The 20,170-nt window shown below is 32.8% G+C and carries 17 protein-coding genes and 11 pseudogenes; 9 read left to right on the top strand and 19 right to left on the bottom strand.

The window, feature by feature from the left end:
• The first annotated feature begins 36 nt into the window (after window positions 1–36).
• The 7 genes and pseudogenes from AB1284_RS25995 to AB1284_RS25965 form a co-directional block, all read left to right on the top strand.
• Window positions 37–840 carry an alpha/beta hydrolase gene (locus AB1284_RS25995; RefSeq protein WP_429762044.1) on the top strand — a complete coding sequence of 268 codons (804 nt, stop codon included), beginning with the start codon at window positions 37–39 and terminating at the stop codon, window positions 838–840.
• 136 nt (window positions 841–976) lie between these two features.
• Window positions 977–1,207: a LacI family DNA-binding transcriptional regulator gene (locus AB1284_RS25990; RefSeq protein ID WP_429762043.1), complete on the top strand. Its 231-nt coding sequence runs from the start codon at window positions 977–979 to the stop codon at window positions 1,205–1,207.
• 96 nt (window positions 1,208–1,303) lie between these two features.
• Window positions 1,304–1,738: pseudogene (locus AB1284_RS25985) on the top strand (LacI family transcriptional regulator); the annotation flags it as partial.
• Between the two features lie 33 nt (window positions 1,739–1,771).
• Window positions 1,772–1,960 carry a substrate-binding domain-containing protein gene (locus AB1284_RS25980; RefSeq protein ID WP_429762120.1) on the top strand — a complete coding sequence of 63 codons (189 nt, stop codon included), beginning with the start codon at window positions 1,772–1,774 and terminating at the stop codon, window positions 1,958–1,960.
• Window positions 1,961–1,994: 34 nt separating this feature from the next.
• Entirely contained in the window at window positions 1,995–2,939 is a 945-nt protein-coding gene (locus tag AB1284_RS25975) for an alpha/beta hydrolase (protein ID WP_429762119.1), read from the top strand.
• Window positions 2,940–3,113: 174 nt separating this feature from the next.
• A complete protein-coding gene (locus AB1284_RS25970) occupies window positions 3,114–3,923 on the top strand; it encodes an alpha/beta hydrolase (RefSeq protein ID WP_429762042.1) in 810 nt (269 codons plus the stop codon).
• Window positions 3,924–4,004: 81 nt separating this feature from the next.
• Window positions 4,005–4,082: pseudogene (locus tag AB1284_RS25965) on the top strand (IS6 family transposase); the annotation flags it as partial.
• Window positions 4,083–4,139: 57 nt separating this feature from the next.
• On the opposite strand, the pseudogene AB1284_RS25960 reads toward AB1284_RS25965, so the two are convergent.
• A pseudogene (locus AB1284_RS25960) lies at window positions 4,140–4,682 on the bottom strand (IS6 family transposase); the annotation flags it as partial.
• 273 nt (window positions 4,683–4,955) lie between these two features.
• Here AB1284_RS25960 and AB1284_RS25955 point away from each other — a divergent pair.
• Both AB1284_RS25955 and AB1284_RS25950 read left to right on the top strand, forming a co-directional pair.
• Window positions 4,956–5,156 (top strand): annotated as a pseudogene (locus AB1284_RS25955) (zinc ribbon domain-containing protein); the annotation flags it as partial.
• Window positions 5,157–5,825: 669 nt separating this feature from the next.
• Window positions 5,826–6,425 (top strand): annotated as a pseudogene (locus tag AB1284_RS25950) (Rpn family recombination-promoting nuclease/putative transposase); the annotation flags it as partial.
• Window positions 6,426–6,460: 35 nt separating this feature from the next.
• Here AB1284_RS25950 and AB1284_RS25945 read toward each other — a convergent pair.
• The 18 genes and pseudogenes from AB1284_RS25945 to AB1284_RS25860 form a co-directional block, all read right to left on the bottom strand.
• Complete coding sequence (locus tag AB1284_RS25945) at window positions 6,461–6,628, bottom strand: hypothetical protein (RefSeq protein ID WP_429762041.1); 168 nt, start codon at window positions 6,626–6,628, stop codon at window positions 6,461–6,463.
• A gap of 593 nt (window positions 6,629–7,221) precedes the next feature.
• Window positions 7,222–7,557: pseudogene (locus tag AB1284_RS25940) on the bottom strand (Rpn family recombination-promoting nuclease/putative transposase); the annotation flags it as partial.
• Window positions 7,558–7,614: 57 nt separating this feature from the next.
• Window positions 7,615–8,481 carry an Rpn family recombination-promoting nuclease/putative transposase gene (locus AB1284_RS25935; protein ID WP_429762040.1) on the bottom strand — a complete coding sequence of 289 codons (867 nt, stop codon included), beginning with the start codon at window positions 8,479–8,481 and terminating at the stop codon, window positions 7,615–7,617.
• 478 nt (window positions 8,482–8,959) lie between these two features.
• A complete protein-coding gene (locus AB1284_RS25930; RefSeq protein ID WP_429762118.1) occupies window positions 8,960–9,463 on the bottom strand; it encodes a DUF4303 domain-containing protein in 504 nt (167 codons plus the stop codon).
• A 423-nt stretch (window positions 9,464–9,886) separates the two neighbouring features.
• Window positions 9,887–10,342, bottom strand: a complete 456-nt coding sequence (locus AB1284_RS25925) for a DUF4274 domain-containing protein (RefSeq protein WP_429762039.1) — start codon at window positions 10,340–10,342, stop codon at window positions 9,887–9,889.
• A gap of 170 nt (window positions 10,343–10,512) precedes the next feature.
• Window positions 10,513–11,028, bottom strand: coding sequence for a SecY-interacting protein Syd (locus AB1284_RS25920; RefSeq protein ID WP_429762117.1), 516 nt, complete (start codon window positions 11,026–11,028; stop codon window positions 10,513–10,515).
• A 29-nt stretch (window positions 11,029–11,057) separates the two neighbouring features.
• Window positions 11,058–11,564 carry a hypothetical protein gene (locus AB1284_RS25915; RefSeq protein ID WP_429762116.1) on the bottom strand — a complete coding sequence of 169 codons (507 nt, stop codon included), beginning with the start codon at window positions 11,562–11,564 and terminating at the stop codon, window positions 11,058–11,060.
• An 821-nt stretch (window positions 11,565–12,385) separates the two neighbouring features.
• A complete protein-coding gene (locus AB1284_RS25910; RefSeq protein WP_429762038.1) occupies window positions 12,386–12,838 on the bottom strand; it encodes an SMI1/KNR4 family protein in 453 nt (150 codons plus the stop codon).
• A gap of 42 nt (window positions 12,839–12,880) precedes the next feature.
• Window positions 12,881–13,857: pseudogene (locus AB1284_RS25905) on the bottom strand (HNH endonuclease); the annotation flags it as partial.
• Window positions 13,858–14,021: 164 nt separating this feature from the next.
• On the bottom strand, window positions 14,022–14,591 hold the full coding sequence (locus AB1284_RS25900) for an imm11 family protein (RefSeq protein WP_429762037.1): 570 nt from the start codon (window positions 14,589–14,591) through the stop codon (window positions 14,022–14,024).
• Window positions 14,592–15,041 (bottom strand): annotated as a pseudogene (locus AB1284_RS25895) (SMI1/KNR4 family protein).
• A 14-nt stretch (window positions 15,042–15,055) separates the two neighbouring features.
• Window positions 15,056–15,509: pseudogene (locus AB1284_RS25890) on the bottom strand (YrhA family protein).
• A gap of 24 nt (window positions 15,510–15,533) precedes the next feature.
• Window positions 15,534–16,094, bottom strand: coding sequence for a T6SS immunity protein Tdi1 domain-containing protein (locus tag AB1284_RS25885; protein WP_429762036.1), 561 nt, complete (start codon window positions 16,092–16,094; stop codon window positions 15,534–15,536).
• A gap of 28 nt (window positions 16,095–16,122) precedes the next feature.
• Window positions 16,123–16,518, bottom strand: coding sequence for a hypothetical protein (locus AB1284_RS25880; protein ID WP_429762035.1), 396 nt, complete (start codon window positions 16,516–16,518; stop codon window positions 16,123–16,125).
• Window positions 16,519–16,900: 382 nt separating this feature from the next.
• Window positions 16,901–17,154: pseudogene (locus tag AB1284_RS25875) on the bottom strand (pre-toxin TG domain-containing protein); the annotation flags it as partial.
• Window positions 17,155–17,614: 460 nt separating this feature from the next.
• Window positions 17,615–18,106 carry an SMI1/KNR4 family protein gene (locus tag AB1284_RS25870; RefSeq protein WP_429762034.1) on the bottom strand — a complete coding sequence of 164 codons (492 nt, stop codon included), beginning with the start codon at window positions 18,104–18,106 and terminating at the stop codon, window positions 17,615–17,617.
• Window positions 18,103–18,683 (bottom strand): annotated as a pseudogene (locus AB1284_RS25865) (HNH endonuclease). The gene AB1284_RS25870 and the pseudogene AB1284_RS25865 overlap by 4 nt, the downstream one beginning before the upstream one ends.
• A gap of 227 nt (window positions 18,684–18,910) precedes the next feature.
• Window positions 18,911–20,158: a PoNi-like cognate immunity protein gene (locus AB1284_RS25860; RefSeq protein ID WP_429762033.1), complete on the bottom strand. Its 1,248-nt coding sequence runs from the start codon at window positions 20,156–20,158 to the stop codon at window positions 18,911–18,913.
• Window positions 20,159–20,170: the final 12 nt, after the last annotated feature.

Below are 20,170 nucleotides of genomic sequence, written 5' to 3'. Positions count from 1 at the left end.
TTTTATAAAATTTAATAGACACAAGGAGTGAGTCAATTGGCCATATCACAAATTAATTTTTACTCAAAGGCTTTAAAAAGGGATGTTACTTTTAATGCACTATTACCGCTAGATCGCAATGAGATGTTTGGGCATGTAAATGCTGAGGAGCGCCCATTAAAAGCTCTTTATCTTTTACATGGATATTCCGGTAGTTATCTGGATTGGCTTAGCTTTTCAAGAATTCGGGAACTATCTGATAAATATAACATAGCTGTGTTTATGCCGTCGGGTGAAAACCATTTTTACTTGGATGATATTGATAAAGGAGAATTATTTGGTGAATACATTGGAAATGAATTGGTAATGTTTACACGAAAAATGTTTCCTTTATCCACAAAGAGAGAGGATACCTTTATTGGTGGATTATCAATGGGCGGATATGGAGCAATTCGCAACGGATTAAAGTACTCTGATAATTTCAGTCGTATAATTGCCTTGTCCTCCGCAATCATAACTTACCGGATAGCAGGAATATCTAGTGACTATAAAGATGAAGTAGCAGATTATAAATATTATAGAAGAGTTTTTGGCGACTTAAATCAGCTTATGGGCAGTGATAGAGATCCGGAGGCACTTGTCCTTGAGTTGATAAAGGCTAAAGTGGAAATACCCCAAATATATATGGCATGTGGAACGGAGGACTTCCTGTTAGATGTAAACCAGAAATTTCATGAATTTTTAGTTTCGAAAAAAGTGAATGTCACATATAGAGAAACAAAGGGGGACCATTCAAATGATTTTTGGAACGAATATATTGAAAAGGCTATATCTTGGGTAATCCTTGATAGGGAAAATTGAGCGGTAATTAATTTTATATATAAAAACAAAGACAATAGTCCTCACTTCGAAGGAACAGTGTGCATAAAACCGACATATAGTGATCCCAGTAGAGGGGACTTCCTCAATTTTCAATTAGTTGAAGAGGTTGAAAGAAATGAAACCAAAATTGGAAGATGTAGCAAAACATGCTGGAATTTCACCAGCCACCGTTTCCAGAGTATTGAACAACCGCGGCTATATTAGTGACAAAACTCGCAAGCGAGTTAATGATTCAATGAAAGAAATCCATTATTTTTCTAATAAGATGGCACGATCTTTGTCTACACAAAAAAGTAACATAATTGGGCTAATTTTTCCAACAGTGAAAAACCCGTTTTTTTTCTGAATTAATATTTAATCTTGAAATGGTATACGAGGAATTAGGTTATAAAGTATTTTGATGTAATAGCTTGAATCATGCACAGAAAGAAAAAAGTATTTAGATATGCTTCTACGGAATCAAGTGGACGGCATCATTCTTGGTAGTCATGATAGGGGGATATTGGATCAAGTTTTAACAAGGTTACCAATTGTCGCAATTGACCAATATATTTCTGATTCTGCTCCCATTGTATCTTCTGATAATTACTTAGGAGGTAAATTGGCAACAGACCATTTGATAAAAAAAGATTGTAAAATAATCATCCATATGGGTGGTCCAGCTAGTTTAAAGACGTCAATATATTTAAAAACACCCGTATATAAAGATGTAATGGTTGCTTGCGGTTTTACGCCAATCATTTATGAAACTAATCAATCATTTAATTCTAAAGTATATTATGAATTGATTACTCAAATCTTTCTAGAAAACTCTGATATAGATGGTATTTTTGCAAGTGACGATATTCTAGCAACAAACATTTATTATAAAGCTTAAAGCCTTATAATAAATGTTCCGGATTAGTTAAAAATTGTTGGTTATGATGGTACTGATATAGCAAAAAATTTCCTTCCGAACTTTACTACAATACAACAGCCTATATCTGATATGGCAGAAAGAGCAGTAAAATTATTAGATAGTAGAATAAACAATGATGATAATCTTATAGATTTTACTCAACCACTTGATGTAAAACTAATTGAAGGCGGTACAACATAGGTTTAGGTTAATGAAGAAGATGGAGGATCAAATGATGGAGTTTTTAGGTAGGATAAATCCTGAATTAAGAGAGGTTTTAACAACAGCACCAGTAATTCAACTCCCTGATGACTTGGTCATGGCAAGACAAATGCTAATACCCCCAACAGGGAATTCAAAACTTGTTCGAACTACCGAACGGTTTATTTCCGGTGGAGATGGACAAGAAATGCTGATCAAGATTTACGAACCTGCTCAGAGAGATCAGACAAAATTACCAGCTGTTCTATGGAGCCATGGAGGTGGATATGTCTTAGGTCATCCAAACGGAGAAGACAGCCTGTGTGAAAATTTTGTAGAAGCGGCCAACTGTATTGTCATATCTCCAGATTATCGGCTCGCCCCTGAGCATCCTTATCCGGCAGCTATAGAAGACTGTTATTCTGCATTGGTATGGATGACTAACTCAGCGGAAGAATTAAATATCGATCTGAGTCGAGTAGCGATTGGAGGGGGCAGTGCAGGGGGAGGATTAACTGCTGCATTGGCATTAATGGCTCGTGATAAAGGAGGACCTGCCATCTGTTTTCAAATGCCGTTATATCCAATGATTGATGATAGAAATATTACGTTCTCCAGCAACGAAATTAAGGACAAGCAAGCAATATGGTACACATCTAATAATTTGGCGGCTTGGGGTATGTATTTAGGCGAGCATGCAAATGGTGAAATCTCTCCATATGCCGCACCAACACGGGAGGAGGATCTGTCAGGGCTTCCTCCAGCATATACGTGTGTAGGTCAATTGGATCCTTTCCGTGATGAAACGATTGACTATGTTACACGTCTTGCACAAGCCGGCGTTGAAGTAGAATTTCATCTATATCCGGGTTGTTTTCATGCTTTCGAACATATTGTTCCAAATGCAGAAATCAGCCAGCGTGCTAAAAGTGAATATATTAATGCACTTAAAAAGGCATTAAGTTTTAAAGATAAGTAATGCGTGAAGTATATAGAGCATTGTAAAGAGTGAGGTAAAACCTCATAGAAACTGTTTATTGTTTTGAAAATCAAAATTGTTTTAGTAAGTAGGAGTAATTGTTGTTTTACTACTCCTTTTTAATAGAAATAAAAGTGAAACTTATTTCTGAAAAAATTAAATGAGGCAGAAAAAATGATACATGAAATTATCGATATTCGAACAGAGAATTCTGAAGCTAAGTTATATACTTATTTTTTAAATAATTCCCCAGAAATAGATAGTAATCGAAAACGTCCAACGGTCATTATATGTCCTGGCGGGGGATATGAATTTACCTCTGACAGAGAAGCAGAACCGATTGCCATTAGAATGATGGCTATCGGTTTTAATGCATGTGTTTTACGATATAGCGTTCACCCAGCTACTTTTCCAACAGCACTGTTAGAACTTTCCATGGCAGTTTCACTTATTAGGCAGAATGCAGAACAATGGCATGTTGACAAGAATAAGATCATTGTTGTTGGTTTTTCAGCTGGTGGTCACTTAGCAGCAAGTTTAGGGGTATTCTGGAATAGAAGTTTTTTATCTGAAAGTTTAGGGATTCCGAATGATGAGATAAAGCCGAACGGAATTCTATTAAGTTACCCAGTTATTACATCTGGACCATATCGACATAAGGATTCTTTTACTGCATTGTTAGGAGAAAACCATGATAAATCTTTACAAGAGGTATCATTGGAAAAGCACGTTTCCACCGACACCCCGCCAACTTTCCTATGGCACACTTATACGGACGAGCCTGTTCCTGTTGAAAATAGTTTTTTATTTGCTAATGCTCTTCTTAAACATAAAGTACATTTGGAAATGCACATTTACCCTAATGGGATTCATGGTTTGTCCCTTGGAACAGAGGAAACTAAGGAAAAAAATAACGAATGGACCATCCAGCCAGAAGTAGCTAATTGGATTGAAATGGCTGGACGTTGGATAAAAGGACTTTGATAATAAAAAGGGTTCTGGTGCAAGAAATCTAGTAAACTTGGACATACTGATACTAGTACTCTAAAAAGGGGCGTGATCAGTATGGAAAAGCAAAATTTATTCAAGTGGAAACATTATCAACCCGATATTATTCTTCTTAATGTCAGATGGTACCTACGGGGTTCTGTTGCAAAGTTTGAAAAAAGCATAAACAGGTTGGTAAATGAAGAACAATGTTTAGGAAGTAGCTAGTAATTGTTGAAGTTCATTGTACGTTGAAAAGGCGGAGTCTCTTTGAAGACTTCGCCTTTGTTTATATAGGACATGAATGGTTTTAATACCTTTAATTGTACGTGAAGCATGACGAAGATTTTGAAATCCTGCGGATTTGACAAAATGTCTCTTTACATACCTATGATCCTGTTCAATAAGATTGTTTAAATGTTTGATTGTACAATGGATTGTAGTTTGATAAAATCCTTGTTTTCTTAATTTGTTACATGCGCAAAGTAATGCCGGCGCTTTATATGTAGTGAGAACCGTTGGTTCTCCAAAATGTTTTACTCATTTTTTCATGAAGGCATAGGCAGCCTGATGATCCCGTTTTTTACGAAGTTGAATATCCAATGTATGTCCATCTTTATCAATTGCATGATAAAGATAACACCATTTCCCCTTAACTTTGATATAAGTCTCATCCAAATGCCAGGATAAACATGCAGATTTATTTTTCACTTTCCAAATTTGATAGATAAGATTTCCATATTCATGAACCCATCGATCCGTATACGAAAAATGAAATCATCTTTGAGAATGCAAAACTTATAGCAGATATTTTAATTGAATTAATGAACCGTCATACTATAGAAAACAAAAAGAGGCATAACTGAGATGGACAGAACGAATCGTTGCTTTCGTCATTTGCATCTATCTCGCTATATCTTGTACAATAAAGAAAAAAGAACATACTAGGCAGGGAGAGAAAAACCACGCCCTATCAATTTATAGTGGATAAAACGAGTAGGGGGAAGCTGTATGAAAAGTAACGTATTTGTTGTGGTATCTAAAACATTTGCTTCTAGTCAGTTATGTTCTAATTGCGGATATAAAAACAAAGACGTTAAAAATCTAACAATTCGTGAGTGGGATTGCCCTTCTTGTGGTACACATCACGATAGAGATCGGAATGCAGCACTCAATCTTAGAAACGAAGCAATTCGCCTCTTAACCGTAGGAACTACGGGGATAGCCTAATCCATTAGGGTTCGATAGAACTCTGTACTTAGGAATCTCCCACTTCAAACAGTCCGAAGGACGTTAAGTGGTGGATAGTTCAATTATTGCGTATCTTGTCATTAACTTTAAAATTTGATCCCATTTGTTTTTCACTTACAATAAAAACGATAAATTTTTAAAAATAAAGGCTTTACAGCTTTAAATACTTTTTACAATACCAAATAAGGAAATAAGGATATATTGTGATTGAAAACAACTTATTAGGTATTTACACGAAAGTATTAAGTCATTGAAATTTCTTTGCCTACAAATATAGAAATTTGTATTTTACCTGATACGTGAAATTATTATTAGACATTCAAAGAAAAGGTACCCCTGCTGCAAGGTACCTTTTCTAAGGGGTGTAACTCATCATCTAATCGATTGATGGTCATATAAACCGATTAGACTTGTTAATGAGTTACATACTTATTATAACATAGGTGATATCAAAAATATCATCTATAACAAACAAAAAATTCCTAATATTACAAATAAATCAGAAACATCTCCAACAACAGATAGGTGCCATCATACTGTTAACAAAATAATATCAGGCTAATCTATAACTGTATAACCGGTCCCCGTTTACTTTTATATGAGTTAGCATAAGAGCCTGTTTGCATGTTCGACCTTCTTTTATGTACAATATATTATTGGTCCAAATTATATACATCTCAAATGCAAGAGGGGATGCCATATCGTTCACTACGGAAAACAATCACCATTAACTTATTAGATTTCAAATTATTTTCTAATGATGAATCTTTCCATACAATCGGACAATTATGGAATACGAAGACACAACAAATCTTAAGTAATGACATTGAAATTCATTTCGTAGAGATTCCAAAACTTGTGAAACAATGGCGTGAAGAAAAAGTGAATCCTTGGGAAAATGCGTTTGTTCGTTGGATGTTATTATTACCAGCACATGAAGACGAGCATTTAACTCAAACATTGGAGGAGATTGCGATGAATCAAGATCCAATTTTAAAACAGGCAATCAATAAATGGGAAAATATGAGTCATGATTCTTCTTTCCGAACAGCTTACGAAGCACGGGAGAAGCTACTTCTAGATGAACAAGCTAAGCTAGCTCATGCTCGTGAAGAAGGTTTAGAAGAAGGTCTGGAAAAAGGTAAAGCCCAATTGATTCGTGGTATGCATAAGAATGGTATGCCGTTAGAAGATATTTCAAAATTTACAGGCCTAAGTACAGAAGAAATACAAAGATTACTATTATAATGTATGTAATACAAAAAACGAATAGAAGCACTTGTTCAATGAACAAGTGCTTCTACGTTCATATGCTCACTGCCCGCCACGACACTTACAAGTCCTGCCCAAAGAGTTTCATATACAACTGTTACAGCAAATGGAATGTTAAGCATGGATTTAATAGTGTTTTCATAGACATCGCCTCCGTCATATTTATTGTTTTGTAACATAATAAGACCTTGCGAAAGGGTCTTTTTCTTTTTTAACTAAAATGCCGAAAACTAATAAATAGGCTTTTTGTTTATGAAATCTCAAAAACTAAGAATACTCTTCAATTTGAGATATCCATTAAATATTGAATCATAGACATACCTATAGATATCAAATAAAAGCCTTACATGAAAGGATTAGACCATGAAACAAAAATCAAATCGTTAATTATCACTTGATTTTTTTATTTTACGTCTCAAATTCATAACAAAACTATACTTTTTGAGATTTAAAATTAATCAATGTCACAACTTCCTATAATTTATCTTATGTAAACTAATAAAAAGTAAGTTAAATTTTATATTATCCCCTGTTGTTGTTCGGTGTCCAGCGACACAAATCTCACTACTCTTACTACATAAAAATACTAACTCCCAACTATTTTTGTAAATAGATAAAAACTAGAAATAAAAAATCTAATTGGTTGTGATCTGTATCTGTTTAATTATTACTACACCATGACTATTTATTTAATACTTGTAGCAAATAGAATAAGGATACAATAATAAAAAGCTTTACGAAATTTTTCGCAAAGCTTTTATAACTACGTACATTATAATAGTAATTTTCGTATTTCTTCTGTACTTAGACCAGTGAATTTTGCAATGTCTTCTAACGGCATACCATTCTTATGCATACCACGGATTAATTGGATTTCCCCTTGTTCAATCCCTTGTTCAATTCCTTCTTCAATTCCTTCTTCAATCCCTTCTTCAATCCCTTCTTCACGAGCATGAGCTATTTTAGCTTGTTCATCTAGAAGTACTTTTTCACGTGCTTCATAAGCTGTTCGGAAAGATGAATCATGACTCATATTTTCCCACTTATTGATTGCCTTTTGTAAAATTGAATCTTGATTCATCACAATCTCCTCCAATGTTTGAGTTATAATACACTAATAAAAAGCTTTACGAAATTTTTCGCAAAGCTTTTATAACTACGTACATTATAATAGTAATTTTCGTATTTCTTCTGTACTTAGACCAGTGAATTTTGCAATGTCTTCTAGAGGCATTCCATTTTTATGCATACCGCGGATTAATTGAATTTTCCCTTGCTCAATCCCTTCTTCACGAGCATGAGCTATTTTAGCTTGTTCATCTAGAAGTACTTTTTCACGTGCTTCATAAGCTGTTCGGAAAGATGAATCATGACTCATATTTTCCCACTTATTGATTGCCTTTTGTAAAATTGGATCTTGATTCATCGCAATCTCCTCCAATGTTTGAGTTAAATGTTCATCTTCATGGGCTGGTAACAGTAACATCCATCGAACAAATACATTTTCCCACGGGTTTACCTTTTCTTCACGCCACTGTTTGATCAATTTCGGTATCTCTACAAAATGGATTTCAATATCGTCACTTAATACTTGTCGCGATTTTGTATTCCACAATTGGCCGATAGTATGAAATGCGTCATCGTGAGAAAACAAAATAAAATCTAATAAGTTAATGGTAATGGTTTTCCGAAGAGAACGATACGGCATCCCTTCTTGCATTTGGGACGTATAGAGTTTACTCCAGTAATATAAAGAACGTTTCACCATATCATGTGTATTCCGAAGCTGGATTTCAATATTTACTTGTGTTCCATTGTCAAGTGTCGCTAATAAATCTAAAATGGATAATTTATCATCTTCATATGATTTGTGAAGATGCGGATCTTCTAATTGTAGTGACGCAATTGGCACTTCTAACGATTCAACTAAAACTGCATTTAAGAAACCAATTAGAATTTCTTCATTGCCCTTTGTTCCGAATAACTGTTTAAACGCAAAATCGATTCTTAAATTTACTAATTTTGTGGACACGGACTTTCTCTCCCTGTCTTTCTTTTTCTCTTATTTTATAAGATAATTCCCTATACATGCAAATGCAATTGTTATTAACTTAGACAGCAAAGTTACGAATTCCGTTAATAATTGACTTAGCACATAATTTTACTTCACCAAGAGTTAATTAAATAAGAATTTAATGTAAAGTTCTATATCCTTTTATCATTAATATATAATTATTCCCCTTGTGATTTGAAGCATAACTTTGCCATTTCGGCAAGGTTATGGTTCTTTTTATTTGCGGCAAAGTTAGGCTTCACAAAAATATAATATTACATAAATAACATAATTTCTCTTGTACCAATTTCAATGCAATATATTTTGATTTATTGTAAAACAGTAAGTGGAAAGAAGAGGATATTATTTTATTATTAGGCTCTGTTAATATTAATTGTTGACTTTGGAACAAAAGAAAACCGCCTCTTATAGAGAGCAGTTTTACTTATATTCATTCTTATTCAAATTCTGAAGCGTATTCTTCATATACCTTTAATGTATTAAGCAGTCTAGCTGATTTAAGCATGATTTCGTTTGATGAATCAGTTACACAAATATCAATAAATCGGTTATCGTTTCTGTCACCAAACAATCCTTCTGACTCAAGTTCTATTAACACTTTTAATAATTCATTCAACAGTGTATTTACTCGCATGTTAAAGTCATCTTCGGCGGTTTCATGATATTTCTTAATAATTTTGTTCACTTCATCAAACATTCCGAAATCGTCCCACTCACTCCACTCAACAGCCCCATATCTATAATAGTTGTATAAAGGGTCTGATTTATTCACCTTAATCAGTCTTTCTTTATTAGCCACTGGTCCAACGCTACTGAAACAGTCGTCCGTCATTAGGGAGTATCCATATATTGTGTCATTACCACACCTAGATGTAAGTTCATTATAATGACAACGAATTGCATTTTTCAACTGAACATGTAAACTTTCTTGAAGATGCATTTTCACCGTATCTCCTCCGTTCTTTTTGTAGCGATATGTTGTTACATACTTCAATCTTAACATGAAAATCAACATTAAACGTTAACTGAGCCTATTATTAATTAGCGGCAAGTTTATGGGTTAATAAAAGATTTTGGGCAATATTATGGTTCAAAGTGAGGCGGATTTATGGTTCAAGTCACACCCCTCTTCTATTTGGCGACACAAATCTTGGATCTTTTTATTCTTGCAGGTATTATTCTGCTAATAAAATTGACGGAATTATACCCACTAGATACGCGTAATATTTTTAAACACCCTATTATTTTTTCTATCCACTTCACATATACTTTATTTTTCATTCATATATACTTGTGCGTATTTAAATTTAGCACCACGAACTTTATCATATCCGTACATAAAATATAAATTAGTATAGTGATTTTATATTTTAGGAATATCAATTATATTTCCTGGGGACTCACTAATAAGAATATCTGAAATACTTGGGTTGTTTTTTTTCAACTTGGATATTTGAATTTTTGTTAATTTAGGGTTAAATGATATATTTTGTGTTTTAAACTCCGAATTCATAATTTTATTTTGAAGTTTTAATATAAAAACCTTCCATTCTTGTAATGGAGAATTTGAAACTTCCTCTGGACTTTCTAATAGTCGATATCCATCTGCATAATGAAACATTTGTAATCCCGTCCCTAAGTCACAATCTTTATTTTCAAGAATTGCAGTTGGTATATCAAATCCACTATTACAATTATAATTTGCTGCAAAACAATGAAGAATTATTGGATTATCTATATTCTTTAGTCGACTAATTGTATCCTCTTTATTTGTATTATAAAGTAATTCTTCAAGCAAACTAATATCTTTATTTTCCATTACACCTTACCACCTTACTGATATTTACTTATTTTGTATTTCCAATTGTTTTAGCTTTCTTTCCCAAAGTTCTACTGTTGCACCTTGGCTTGGATACAATGAATATGTCCTTATGTAAAAAAGACCCTCTAATATCAGACGGTCTTTTTTACATAAACGTTCTTATTATTTTATTTTTGTAACCTTAAACTAGAAATTAGCTCATCTAGACCATTCGCAATCTCTTTAAACGAACCTCGTTCAAAATCCTCCAATTCAACTTTTCCATTTGTATTATCTAAAACAACTATCAAACCGTTCCCCTCTACACCTATTGGAGTCTTATCAACCTTATTATGATTGTTTTTATATCCTTCTAAATTACTTTCGAAGGAATCCAATTCAATATTTGGTAATACAGGTTCTAGCCTAATATAATGATTACCAATAAATCCATCTAAATCAGCAAACCAATAAGAATTAAAATAGTCATCAATCGAAGTTTGCAGTTTAATTTCAAATCTTTCCTCAATCGTCGTTAAATCATTCTTATTATTTTTTTCAATAGGTTTCCATGAAATTTCTTCTTCATCATCCATTTCACCCTGATATATAAATGAATCAACTTCTTCGTTATATGGCGTTTTAAATAAAAAATCTAATCCTTTATCAAAATATTCTTTTCTTAAATTAAAATATTTGCTCATAGCATCCTTCATTACCAAAATAATCACCCTTACTTTTCTAAGAATTTTTCTAATAGTTCAGCATATTTTTGGTCATTTCCCCAAACTCCTGCGCTTTTCTCAGCATTATGAATCCCTCCTAAACCTGGATGTAGTTTTGAGGGTACAGCCACAGCTTGACCTCCACCACGAATGTGATGATGTATTAAAGTGTCATTATATAATTCTTTTAAATCATATTGAGGAAAATGTTTTCTAAACGTTGGATTGTTTATAGGTGAGAATCCTAATTCTATTTTTTGTCTATTTGACCTATTAAACGCTTCTGGGTACTTCTCTAACATCTCTTTCCAATAAAAATCTTTATCGCGTAACCAACCCTCTGCATTGGTGTTTTTTTGCCCTTTACCAACATAGGGCATCTCAACAGTTAACCGAGGATCCGCAGTATATTTAGCCTCTAGCTTACTTAAATCAGCACCACGATATGTTCTAATAGGATCATTAATATCACCTATCTTCTTAACCGTTTCACCCGTACCCTTAGCAAGTACCATTGTATCCTCAGCTTGATTAAAAGCAGTAGAATCAAAACTAGACCTTACATTAAGCTCACCCATATCAGCAAAAGCAAGTCGATTTTCTATGCTCAAATTATCAGCTAAATTTGTAAAAGTTTGTTGTATACGCGGTACTATGACTTCCTTGAATTTTGCAAACTTCGCACCTCTTGTAACTGTTGAAACTTTACTAAGACCTTTTAGAAATACCTAGTTTATTTAATCTTTCAACTTCGTACGCTACAGCACCATGTAAATTAATCCTATTGTTTAATTCTTATGGAGTAAACCAACCATATTTATTACGCAAGTATTCTATTCTACTTAAATTTTCGCCACTATTAGAAACTTCTCCCGTGCCCTTATATTTATTTAACTTTAATTTCTACAAATTTTCTACACACGAAAAAAACCTTGATATATCAGAGGCTTTCAACTATTTTCAATACCGATGGTCGGGGTCGAACCGACACTCCCGAAGGAACACGATTTTGAGTCGATTTTTCCCCTTTTGTTTATCATTTATTATCATTTTTAACAGTCATATTAAGTAATTCTACAGTTAATTGTAGGGTATCACAGTTAGCCTGTTCACACGACTATTATATACTTTACAGTATAATAATTCTAACAGGTGGGATTTTCAATAAAAACCTTCTACTGTTGTAACATAAGATTCAAAACCTTCCCCTGTCCTACTGTAACAGACACCAAGCCATAACCAACACCATGAAGATTACCTCTAAATATCAATCCAGTAATAAAAGTTAATGAGCATAATAAAAGCTTATGCAAGTTATGCATAAGCTTTCTCTTCTTTATTCTTCATCGTCATAATCACGTAAGCTATCAAGTAATTCTGTAAAAGATAAACAAACAGGAAAAATAGCTTCTTCCATCTCTTCTACCTCATGGTCCCAAAATACAACAGTTGGGGATTCAAGATTATTTCGATAATCAAAGCATAAAAGGTTACCAAACGGGTCTCTAGCAAAAGGGTATACTTTATCAACTAATCTATCTTTTATACCTTCATAGTTTTGAACAATCGAATATTTATCTTCTATATGAAGAGTTAAGAGGTCGCTAAATACATTTTCATCTTGTCCCGGTATATCAAATACTTTTGGGTGAGGATATCCTCCGTCATATTTCTTCACGCATTCAACAAAATCATTAGGTAATTTAATATTAAAATATTGTTCTACTTTTTGGATTTTTTCATCTGTAATTGGTGTTTTACTCATAAAGGACCATGTAATATTGTTCATTTTTACCACTCCTTATTTATCACTATCTTTTCCCCCAATTTTTTATCCACCTGTATGACCAGTATCGTGATGTATCTGATAATCTACAAGTTGCATTCTACCAGCATCTTGATGATGATGCCATGTGTAATGTTTTGGTGTTTCGCCTTTTTTAAACATATCAATTTCTTCTTTTGTGAATTTTGAAACTAATCCAGGGTCTTTCATTATTTGTTCATATAATGCTTTACTACATTTTCTAAAATGCGTTGGTCTAGTTTTTTTGAAATCTTCCTCTTTTAGAGTTACCTCGCCCTTAGATTCAAAAATAGGAAACCCATCAGCATCATACGGTACACCTGTAACTGGATGTTTATCTCCTGCTAAATCACCCATTCTTAGCCTAATTGTTTTCGGACCATTAGCACCCTCGTAAGTATAAGTTACGGCTTTTTGCAAATAGTGTTGTGTACCACCTGCGAGCGCGAAATCACTTCCGAATTTTCCTACATAATTATTTAATGTGTTAACTGCATTTCTATATGTAGCAGAATCACTTACTACAGACATTCCTTTTGCTAGGTTTGCAGATGTCGCTACTTTTGATACCTTGCTAAGACCTTTATCACCAATCAGTCCTAATCCTACTTGTGTTAGGGCATAACTAAACCATCTTGTACCACTTTCTAAATCACCATTTATTACATCATTAATAAATGAATCTGACAATACATTATACATGGTACTAAGGGTATCAATAGGGTGCAACGCAGCATGCCCATGTTTTTCCATGTTTCCCAATCACCTAATGCTACTATACCATCTATTGTATCCTCAACGGCTTGTCCTGCACCATCCCACACGCCACTCAAAAATTTCTCTACGTTGGATTTTTCAGAAGGATTTTCTTCTTTAAGTTTCTCAGCTTCACGAGCTTTATCCTCTGTAATCTTTTGAATAGATGCCGTCCATCCCATATTCAATTCTTGTACACTAAATGTACCACTTGCGGGACTGAAACCTTTCCCGCCTTGAACTTGACGTCACCACGGACACCCCTGCCTTGAGCTAATTGCTATATTCGGAGCTTGAACCCTAGAGAATGTGCACATGCAACACACATAAAAAGAGTGCATGTCATAAATACACGCACTCTCTCCTCTTATAATGTTTCTATTTCTAAATCAACTTTCTTTCCTATACCCTACATATTCAATTCTGAATCCCACACCTCAACAAATTCAAAACCTTTTAAATCACTTTCTAAAACTGCATTTCTGAATTCATCTGATACAAAAATAGCAGTAGGATGAATAATTTTGTTTATATATATTTTAAAAATTGCTTGATTTTGAACAATACTAGGAATAAATGAATATTTTTCACACCCTATTATTAAACCAGAGCTTAGTTTTTCAAATACTGTATTATCACTATCAAGTGCATCTAACACATTTAAAACGTGAATAGCATAATATTTTTCATTTGTTATGGTATGAATTAATGGTAGAAACTCAACGTTATCACCTATTAATGGCTCTAATATCTGCTTTGCTTTCCCACTAATCATTCGTACGCCAGATTTCCCCAAAAAAATAGGGCAATCACTACGAGTCCCTTTGTCTTCTAATTTAATAAAAATATCCGTCCAAGAATTTGATAACTTTCCCTTGGAATTAAATTGTTTTTTAAAATATTTATTATCCTCTTTATAATTTAATAAGTGAAAAGACTGATAATCATCAGTTGAACTTTTCAATTCCCAAATTTTCATTTATTCTTCACCTTCGAATTCATATAAGCTAGAAAGTAATTCTTGAAAAGATGAACAAACTGGATAAATCGCTTCTTCCATCTCTTCCTCATGATCCCAAAATATAACCGTTGGTGATTAGGGATTATTTCGATAATCAAAACATATATGGTTTCCAAATGAGTCTCTGGTAAAAGGATATACTTTATCTATTAATCTATCTTTTATGTCTTCATATGTCTGAAGAATGGAGTGTTTACTTTCTAAATCGAAAGTTAAAAGTTTATTGAATACATCTGCGCCCTGTCCTTGTATGTTAAATGTATTGGGTAATGGATAACCTCCATTATATTTTTTGACACAATTAATAAAATCATTAGGAAGTTTTATGCCTAGATATTTTTCTACTTGTTGAATATGTTCATCTGTAATTGTTTTTTTACTTGTTCCAATCCATGTAATATTATTCATTTTAATGCACCCTTCTAAAGAAGAGTTGTTTTTAACGATTCCTCAAGCATTGTATTAAAATCAATATATGTTTCCATGACTGTACCAGATGGTTTATCAAGTTCTAAGTAAGTACCTTCAGATAAGTCTTTACAAAACCATGCAATATTTGAATCTCCAAGGAAAAGATATTCTTTTTGAAATTCATTTTCATACCATATCTCATTCGTTTCTATAAGCCCACAAATTAGTTTGTCTCTTTCAGTGTCTAGTAAAGAAGAGTCAACTCCATAAATTACTAGCCCATTAAAATCTAAACCATTTACGGTTTTAAGAAACTCCTCCTTATTCACTCGGTAAGTCAATATTAAAATTCTCTTTCACATGTTCTCTCAGTCTCTGAACTTCAGTATCTGTTGCTGGTGTATTCAGTTTATCATTAAAGCTTGCCTCTATTTTTTCAATTTCTAAAATCTGATTTTTCCACATATAAAAACCTCTTTCTAAATTTATTTATTTCCCTTTTGGGTAGATGTTGTGTTTTGGTATGGGCCAGCTTACATCTACACTATCTCCAGGTTGTAAATGTTTAGTTAATGTACGTTGTGTATTAGTTATAGCTTTATGATATGGAATATAGCCAAAGCATTCTTCGTAAGATGGCTCTCCGTATTTTTCAACGGCTTCTTTATAAGGTTGCCATTGTAATTTATCATCCATGTAATCAGCATCTTTTAAGTCCTCAAAAAAGAACTCAAATCCAGATGATACGACATTAACACATCCTTTTCTAAAGTTTAACAAGTTTACATATTTCCCCTTTTCCCAAACGATAATATCTCCCATAGATGTGGTGAAAATTGGGATATCTTGCTCACTTCTTGAATAACACTCTTCTAAAATATCTAAATACATATCCGGATTGATTACTTTCAGATAGGAATTTAGCATACTACCAAAACCATATTTCTTCCATACTTCTATTAATTCTGCTGGAAGTTTATCTTTATACTTTAATATGGTATCCTCATTGACTACTTCATGCTTTTTTAAGTCTTTAAATATATTCTCCATTAGTTCTCACGTTGAAATCAAGACAACATTAACATGTTGGCGGAACCTCTTTTAAAAATTCAATATTGATTCTATCAACTTCAATTTCAACATACTTGTTAAAGTATTCACTATATTCCAGGAAATTTTCATCTGCATCTGTAATAATGATTCCCGCATCAATAAATTCACGATTTAATATTCCACTAATACGATACTTAAAAGAATTATCAATTCTTTTTAAATTTTTAACTCCATCTATTCCTTTGTTTATTTCAATATCATCAAAAACTGTAATATCGAGATTAACAGGATAACTTTTCCCTTCTTCAATTTTATACGGACAAACAGTAGAAAATCCTGTAAATACTACACCGCTAATATTTATTGTAACTTCCTCTTCAATTAATTCATCAATTTTTTCCACATATGCTATATATTCCATTTTTTCCTCCTATTATTTATTAATCAGCAGGGTGTATAATTTGTTCATTTTTTCCGTTTAGCGTTCTCCAAAATGTTTTACCACTTTAAGTATGATATGTTGTAATATATCCTTCATTATTCGTACCTACTAACTCAAACTTAACTTTACCCTTACCTGTATTCCCCATATATTTAACATAACCTGTTCGTACTTCACCTCTATAATCATACTTAACTTTTATTCCATTTTCGATTACATCCCTAGCACCTTATAAATATTGCTCAGCATTTTCATAAACTCCTTTAAACTCCCCACCATGCTTTTCAAAATGACTAATTAGTTTTTCTTCATCTGCAAAATGTTCCACTTTTTTGACTGTAGTTTCAACTTGAGTAGTGGTTTTTTCAGCTTTTGTAACTGCAGCAACAACTTCAGCTGCTTCAGCAGTCATTTTCACACCTTTACCAACTTTTGCAATCTTTCCGACAGGTGTAAGACCAGCCACGCCATTCCACCAGCTAAAAACCTGTCCCAAGTAGACAATTTTTCTCCAGTAGATGGATCAACACCTTCCCAAGCACGACGAACATCATATTCACCACTTATCTCGCCAGCTATATCCCTAGCTAACTTTTTACCATCAAAATCTTTTTTTCCCGATTCTGATGAAGTTTCATCGTTTATTGTTTCTTCTCCAGCCAAATCACTATACGCAAGTTTCTCAACTTCATGAGCCTTATCCTCTGTAATCTTTTGAATAGACGCCGTCCATCCCATATTCAATTCTTGTATGCTAATAGATAATAAAAAAGAAAACCCACAATGAAATTAATCTTCAAAGTGAATTTTCCTTTTTACATTTAAGATAAAAAACTATTTTCTAATTAAACGAGCCTGCACTCTCTATTCAATAAGACTGTATTTTCGAACTGCAATTATATTCGTCGCATAGTAAAATGTCATCTCACCTAAGCTCGTACTTCGTTTTCTATTCTATCATTGCACACAGTACTCCATGATGGTACAACCATCATGGAGTATATATTTTCAAACACCCTATTATTTTTTCTATCTACTTCACATATACTTTATTTTTCATTCATTACTATATTTTTTAATCGTGTAATTTACTTAAAAAATCAGTAAATGTATCTGCGATGTAAAATACATTTTCTCTTGCCAGTTCTTCTACTTGTGCTTCTGTTAAACCTTCTTGACGCATTAACATTTCTTTTTCGCCAGCATTCTCATGCTCCCAAAAAATCACAATTGGGTTTTCTGTATTATTTTTATAATCTAAACAAATTAAATTTCCAGCTGGATCATTTGCAATAGGGAAAACCTTTTGTGGAAGCGTAAGGTTGTATATTTCATACTTTTTAACAATGTACTCACTACTTTCCTCATCAAAACTAAATAAACTACCAAAGCAACGCTCTACATTGCCTACATTAAATTCCTCTGGTAATACACTCGCACCTCCATTTATTTTTACACAATCAATATAATCTTGAGGTAACTGGAAGCCTAATTGTAATCCAATTTCTTTAATCTTAGTTTCTGATACTTCTGCATCAGTATATTCCCACTCTAAATCTTTTCTCATCTAATACCCTCTCCCCATAATTTATTTCCACCAAGATGGTTAACTGCCCCATGAATATCTTCTAATACTAATTGCATCTTTCCAGGAACCTGATGATGATGCCAAGTAAACCCCTTTATTCTAGCTCTTCCCTTTTCAATCTGATCAAGCTGTTGTGGAGTAAAAAGTTCTCTTGGCACTTCACCTTTTTCAATTGCCTCTTTTAATATCCTTGTACACTCTTTAAACTGATCTGTATCTTTCATAACATAATATTTTTCATCTAATTTTAACGTAAATTTTAAATTATCTCCTTTAAAAATAGGAAAACCTAACACATCATAGTCTACACCCTTCACATGTGTTCCTCCTGCCAATCCTTTATTAATTATATTATTTTTAGGTGAAGCATTTAAATAGTCATCAACATATCCTACCACTGATTTAAATTCTTCAACGCTATCATACCCAAATTCTTTGATAGTAGTATCATCTACTAGTTTTAAGAAGTCTTCAACACTATCGTAGCCTTTAGGGACAATCGATCGATTAATCAAATTCCCGTCTTTATCGTAATTTTTTTAATTACTTCGTCAATTTCAGATCTATGAACTGTATTACCCGTACCCTTAGGCTTATTTAATTTCCCTACATTATATACAAGTTCTTTAACACTCTACTTAAATTACAGCGCCGTTTGCAAACACAAAAAAGTGGCAGTCGGATTCCCCAAACTACCACTTTTTATAACCTCTTAATTCATTAAATTCTGTACAATTTTGTCTTCTAACATTATACATGATGGACAATATTTTGATTTACTTGTTATAGAACTTCGTCTACATCGACATCCTCTATTTTTACTTCATACATATTTTGCATATTTACTTCCTTCGGTACCCTTACATAATAATTCTGATCATTATTTAAAATAAATTGAACCAATTTTGTTTCTGATTCATTCCAGAAATTTTTAATATTATCAATGTAGTCCTCTAAATCCTCTTTATAGTCCAATTGTAATATGTAATCTTTTTCTGTGAGGGCAAAAACAATTAAACTTCCTAAGAGGTTTTTTTGTTCATTTTCTTTTTCATACTCTTGTAATAAAAACCAAATTTGATCTATCCCTATCAACTTTTTGTATTTTTCATAAAAACTACTATCACTCATAATCTCATAATCATGTATCAATTCATTGACAAATGAGTGCCATCTTATTGGGATAATCGTTTCTAATAAAGGATTATGTTCAATACCTTCTATTATTTCATCTATCTCTTCCGTCTCATCCTCATAGTTATACTCACTTAGAGATATGTGTTTGAATTTCATTGAATTTTTGTAATGCGCCAAATCATATGGATAGTGATTATTATCTTTTAAACTAGTATCATCAAGTTCCAAAATTTTCGCAAGCGCTGCAGTTTCAAAGCTCCAAAACCCTACATATCCAGGTTCTTTATGCGCATTTTTCCATTCATAATCATAATGTCCTTTAAACCATTCTTTCTCCATATACGTTTTCAATCTTTTAGATGCTTCTCTCTTATCTGTTTGTGCAAGTTCTATAATCTCTCTTGTCTTTGCATATGGATTTTCTTTAAAATAAACATTGGTGATTTTTGTGTATCCAATATCACTAGCACATAATAAAAAATCAATCACTGAATCATTCATATTTTTTTTCTCAACTAACTTATTTAATCTTTCTATATTCTTTTTATCCGTTTCTAATAATATTCCTAAGGATATCATACAAAGCATATATATATATCCAACTTTCCTAGTCCCTGTACGTTCTAAATCATAAAGTGCATTATGAAAATCTTCTTCTATTGCACTAATGTCTTCTCCTAAAGAGTACTTTGCACTAATATCCTCCATCTCATATCTAAAATTTGCTAGATAGGTTCCTTCTATAATACTATTATTATCTTTAGAATATCTTTGAATACCATTTTTTTCATCTTCTTCTAAACTTTTAATATCCTCTCTATTTTCTTCAATAAACTCTTTATTATATTCTATTCCTTCTCTACATTTCTCTTCTATACATAAATGATCTCTCATTACATTAAATTC

The organism is Bacillus sp. S2(2024) (assembly GCF_050474045.1).
GTDB classification, from domain to species: Bacteria; Bacillota; Bacilli; order Bacillales; family Bacillaceae_G; genus Bacillus_A; species Bacillus_A yunxiaonensis.
Note: the sequence above shows the minus strand (reverse complement) of the source record. Positions and strands in the feature narration are given on the sequence as shown.

Bases quoted from the DNA above. Each gene is read 5' to 3' on its own strand.
- AB1284_RS25990 (WP_429762043.1), top strand. From the start codon at position 977: ATGAAACCAAAATTGGAAGATGTAGCAAAACATGCTGGAATTTCACCA.
- AB1284_RS25975 (WP_429762119.1), top strand. From the start codon at position 1,995: ATGGAGTTTTTAGGTAGGATAAATCCTGAATTAAGAGAGGTTTTAACA.
- AB1284_RS25970 (WP_429762042.1), top strand. From the start codon at position 3,114: ATGATACATGAAATTATCGATATTCGAACAGAGAATTCTGAAGCTAAG.
- AB1284_RS25945 (WP_429762041.1), bottom strand. From the start codon at position 6,628: ATGTTACAAAACAATAAATATGACGGAGGCGATGTCTATGAAAACACT.
- AB1284_RS25930 (WP_429762118.1), bottom strand. From the start codon at position 9,463: ATGCATCTTCAAGAAAGTTTACATGTTCAGTTGAAAAATGCAATTCGT.
- AB1284_RS25925 (WP_429762039.1), bottom strand. From the start codon at position 10,342: ATGGAAAATAAAGATATTAGTTTGCTTGAAGAATTACTTTATAATACA.
- AB1284_RS25920 (WP_429762117.1), bottom strand. From the start codon at position 11,028: ATGAGCAAATATTTTAATTTAAGAAAAGAATATTTTGATAAAGGATTA.
- AB1284_RS25915 (WP_429762116.1), bottom strand. From the start codon at position 11,564: ATGGTACTTGCTAAGGGTACGGGTGAAACGGTTAAGAAGATAGGTGAT.
- AB1284_RS25910 (WP_429762038.1), bottom strand. From the start codon at position 12,838: ATGAACAATATTACATGGTCCTTTATGAGTAAAACACCAATTACAGAT.
- AB1284_RS25900 (WP_429762037.1), bottom strand. From the start codon at position 14,591: ATGAAAATTTGGGAATTGAAAAGTTCAACTGATGATTATCAGTCTTTT.
- AB1284_RS25885 (WP_429762036.1), bottom strand. From the start codon at position 16,094: ATGGAGAATATATTTAAAGACTTAAAAAAGCATGAAGTAGTCAATGAG.
- AB1284_RS25880 (WP_429762035.1), bottom strand. From the start codon at position 16,518: ATGGAATATATAGCATATGTGGAAAAAATTGATGAATTAATTGAAGAG.
- AB1284_RS25870 (WP_429762034.1), bottom strand. From the start codon at position 18,106: ATGAGAAAAGATTTAGAGTGGGAATATACTGATGCAGAAGTATCAGAA.
- AB1284_RS25860 (WP_429762033.1), bottom strand. From the start codon at position 20,158: ATGAGAGATCATTTATGTATAGAAGAGAAATGTAGAGAAGGAATAGAA.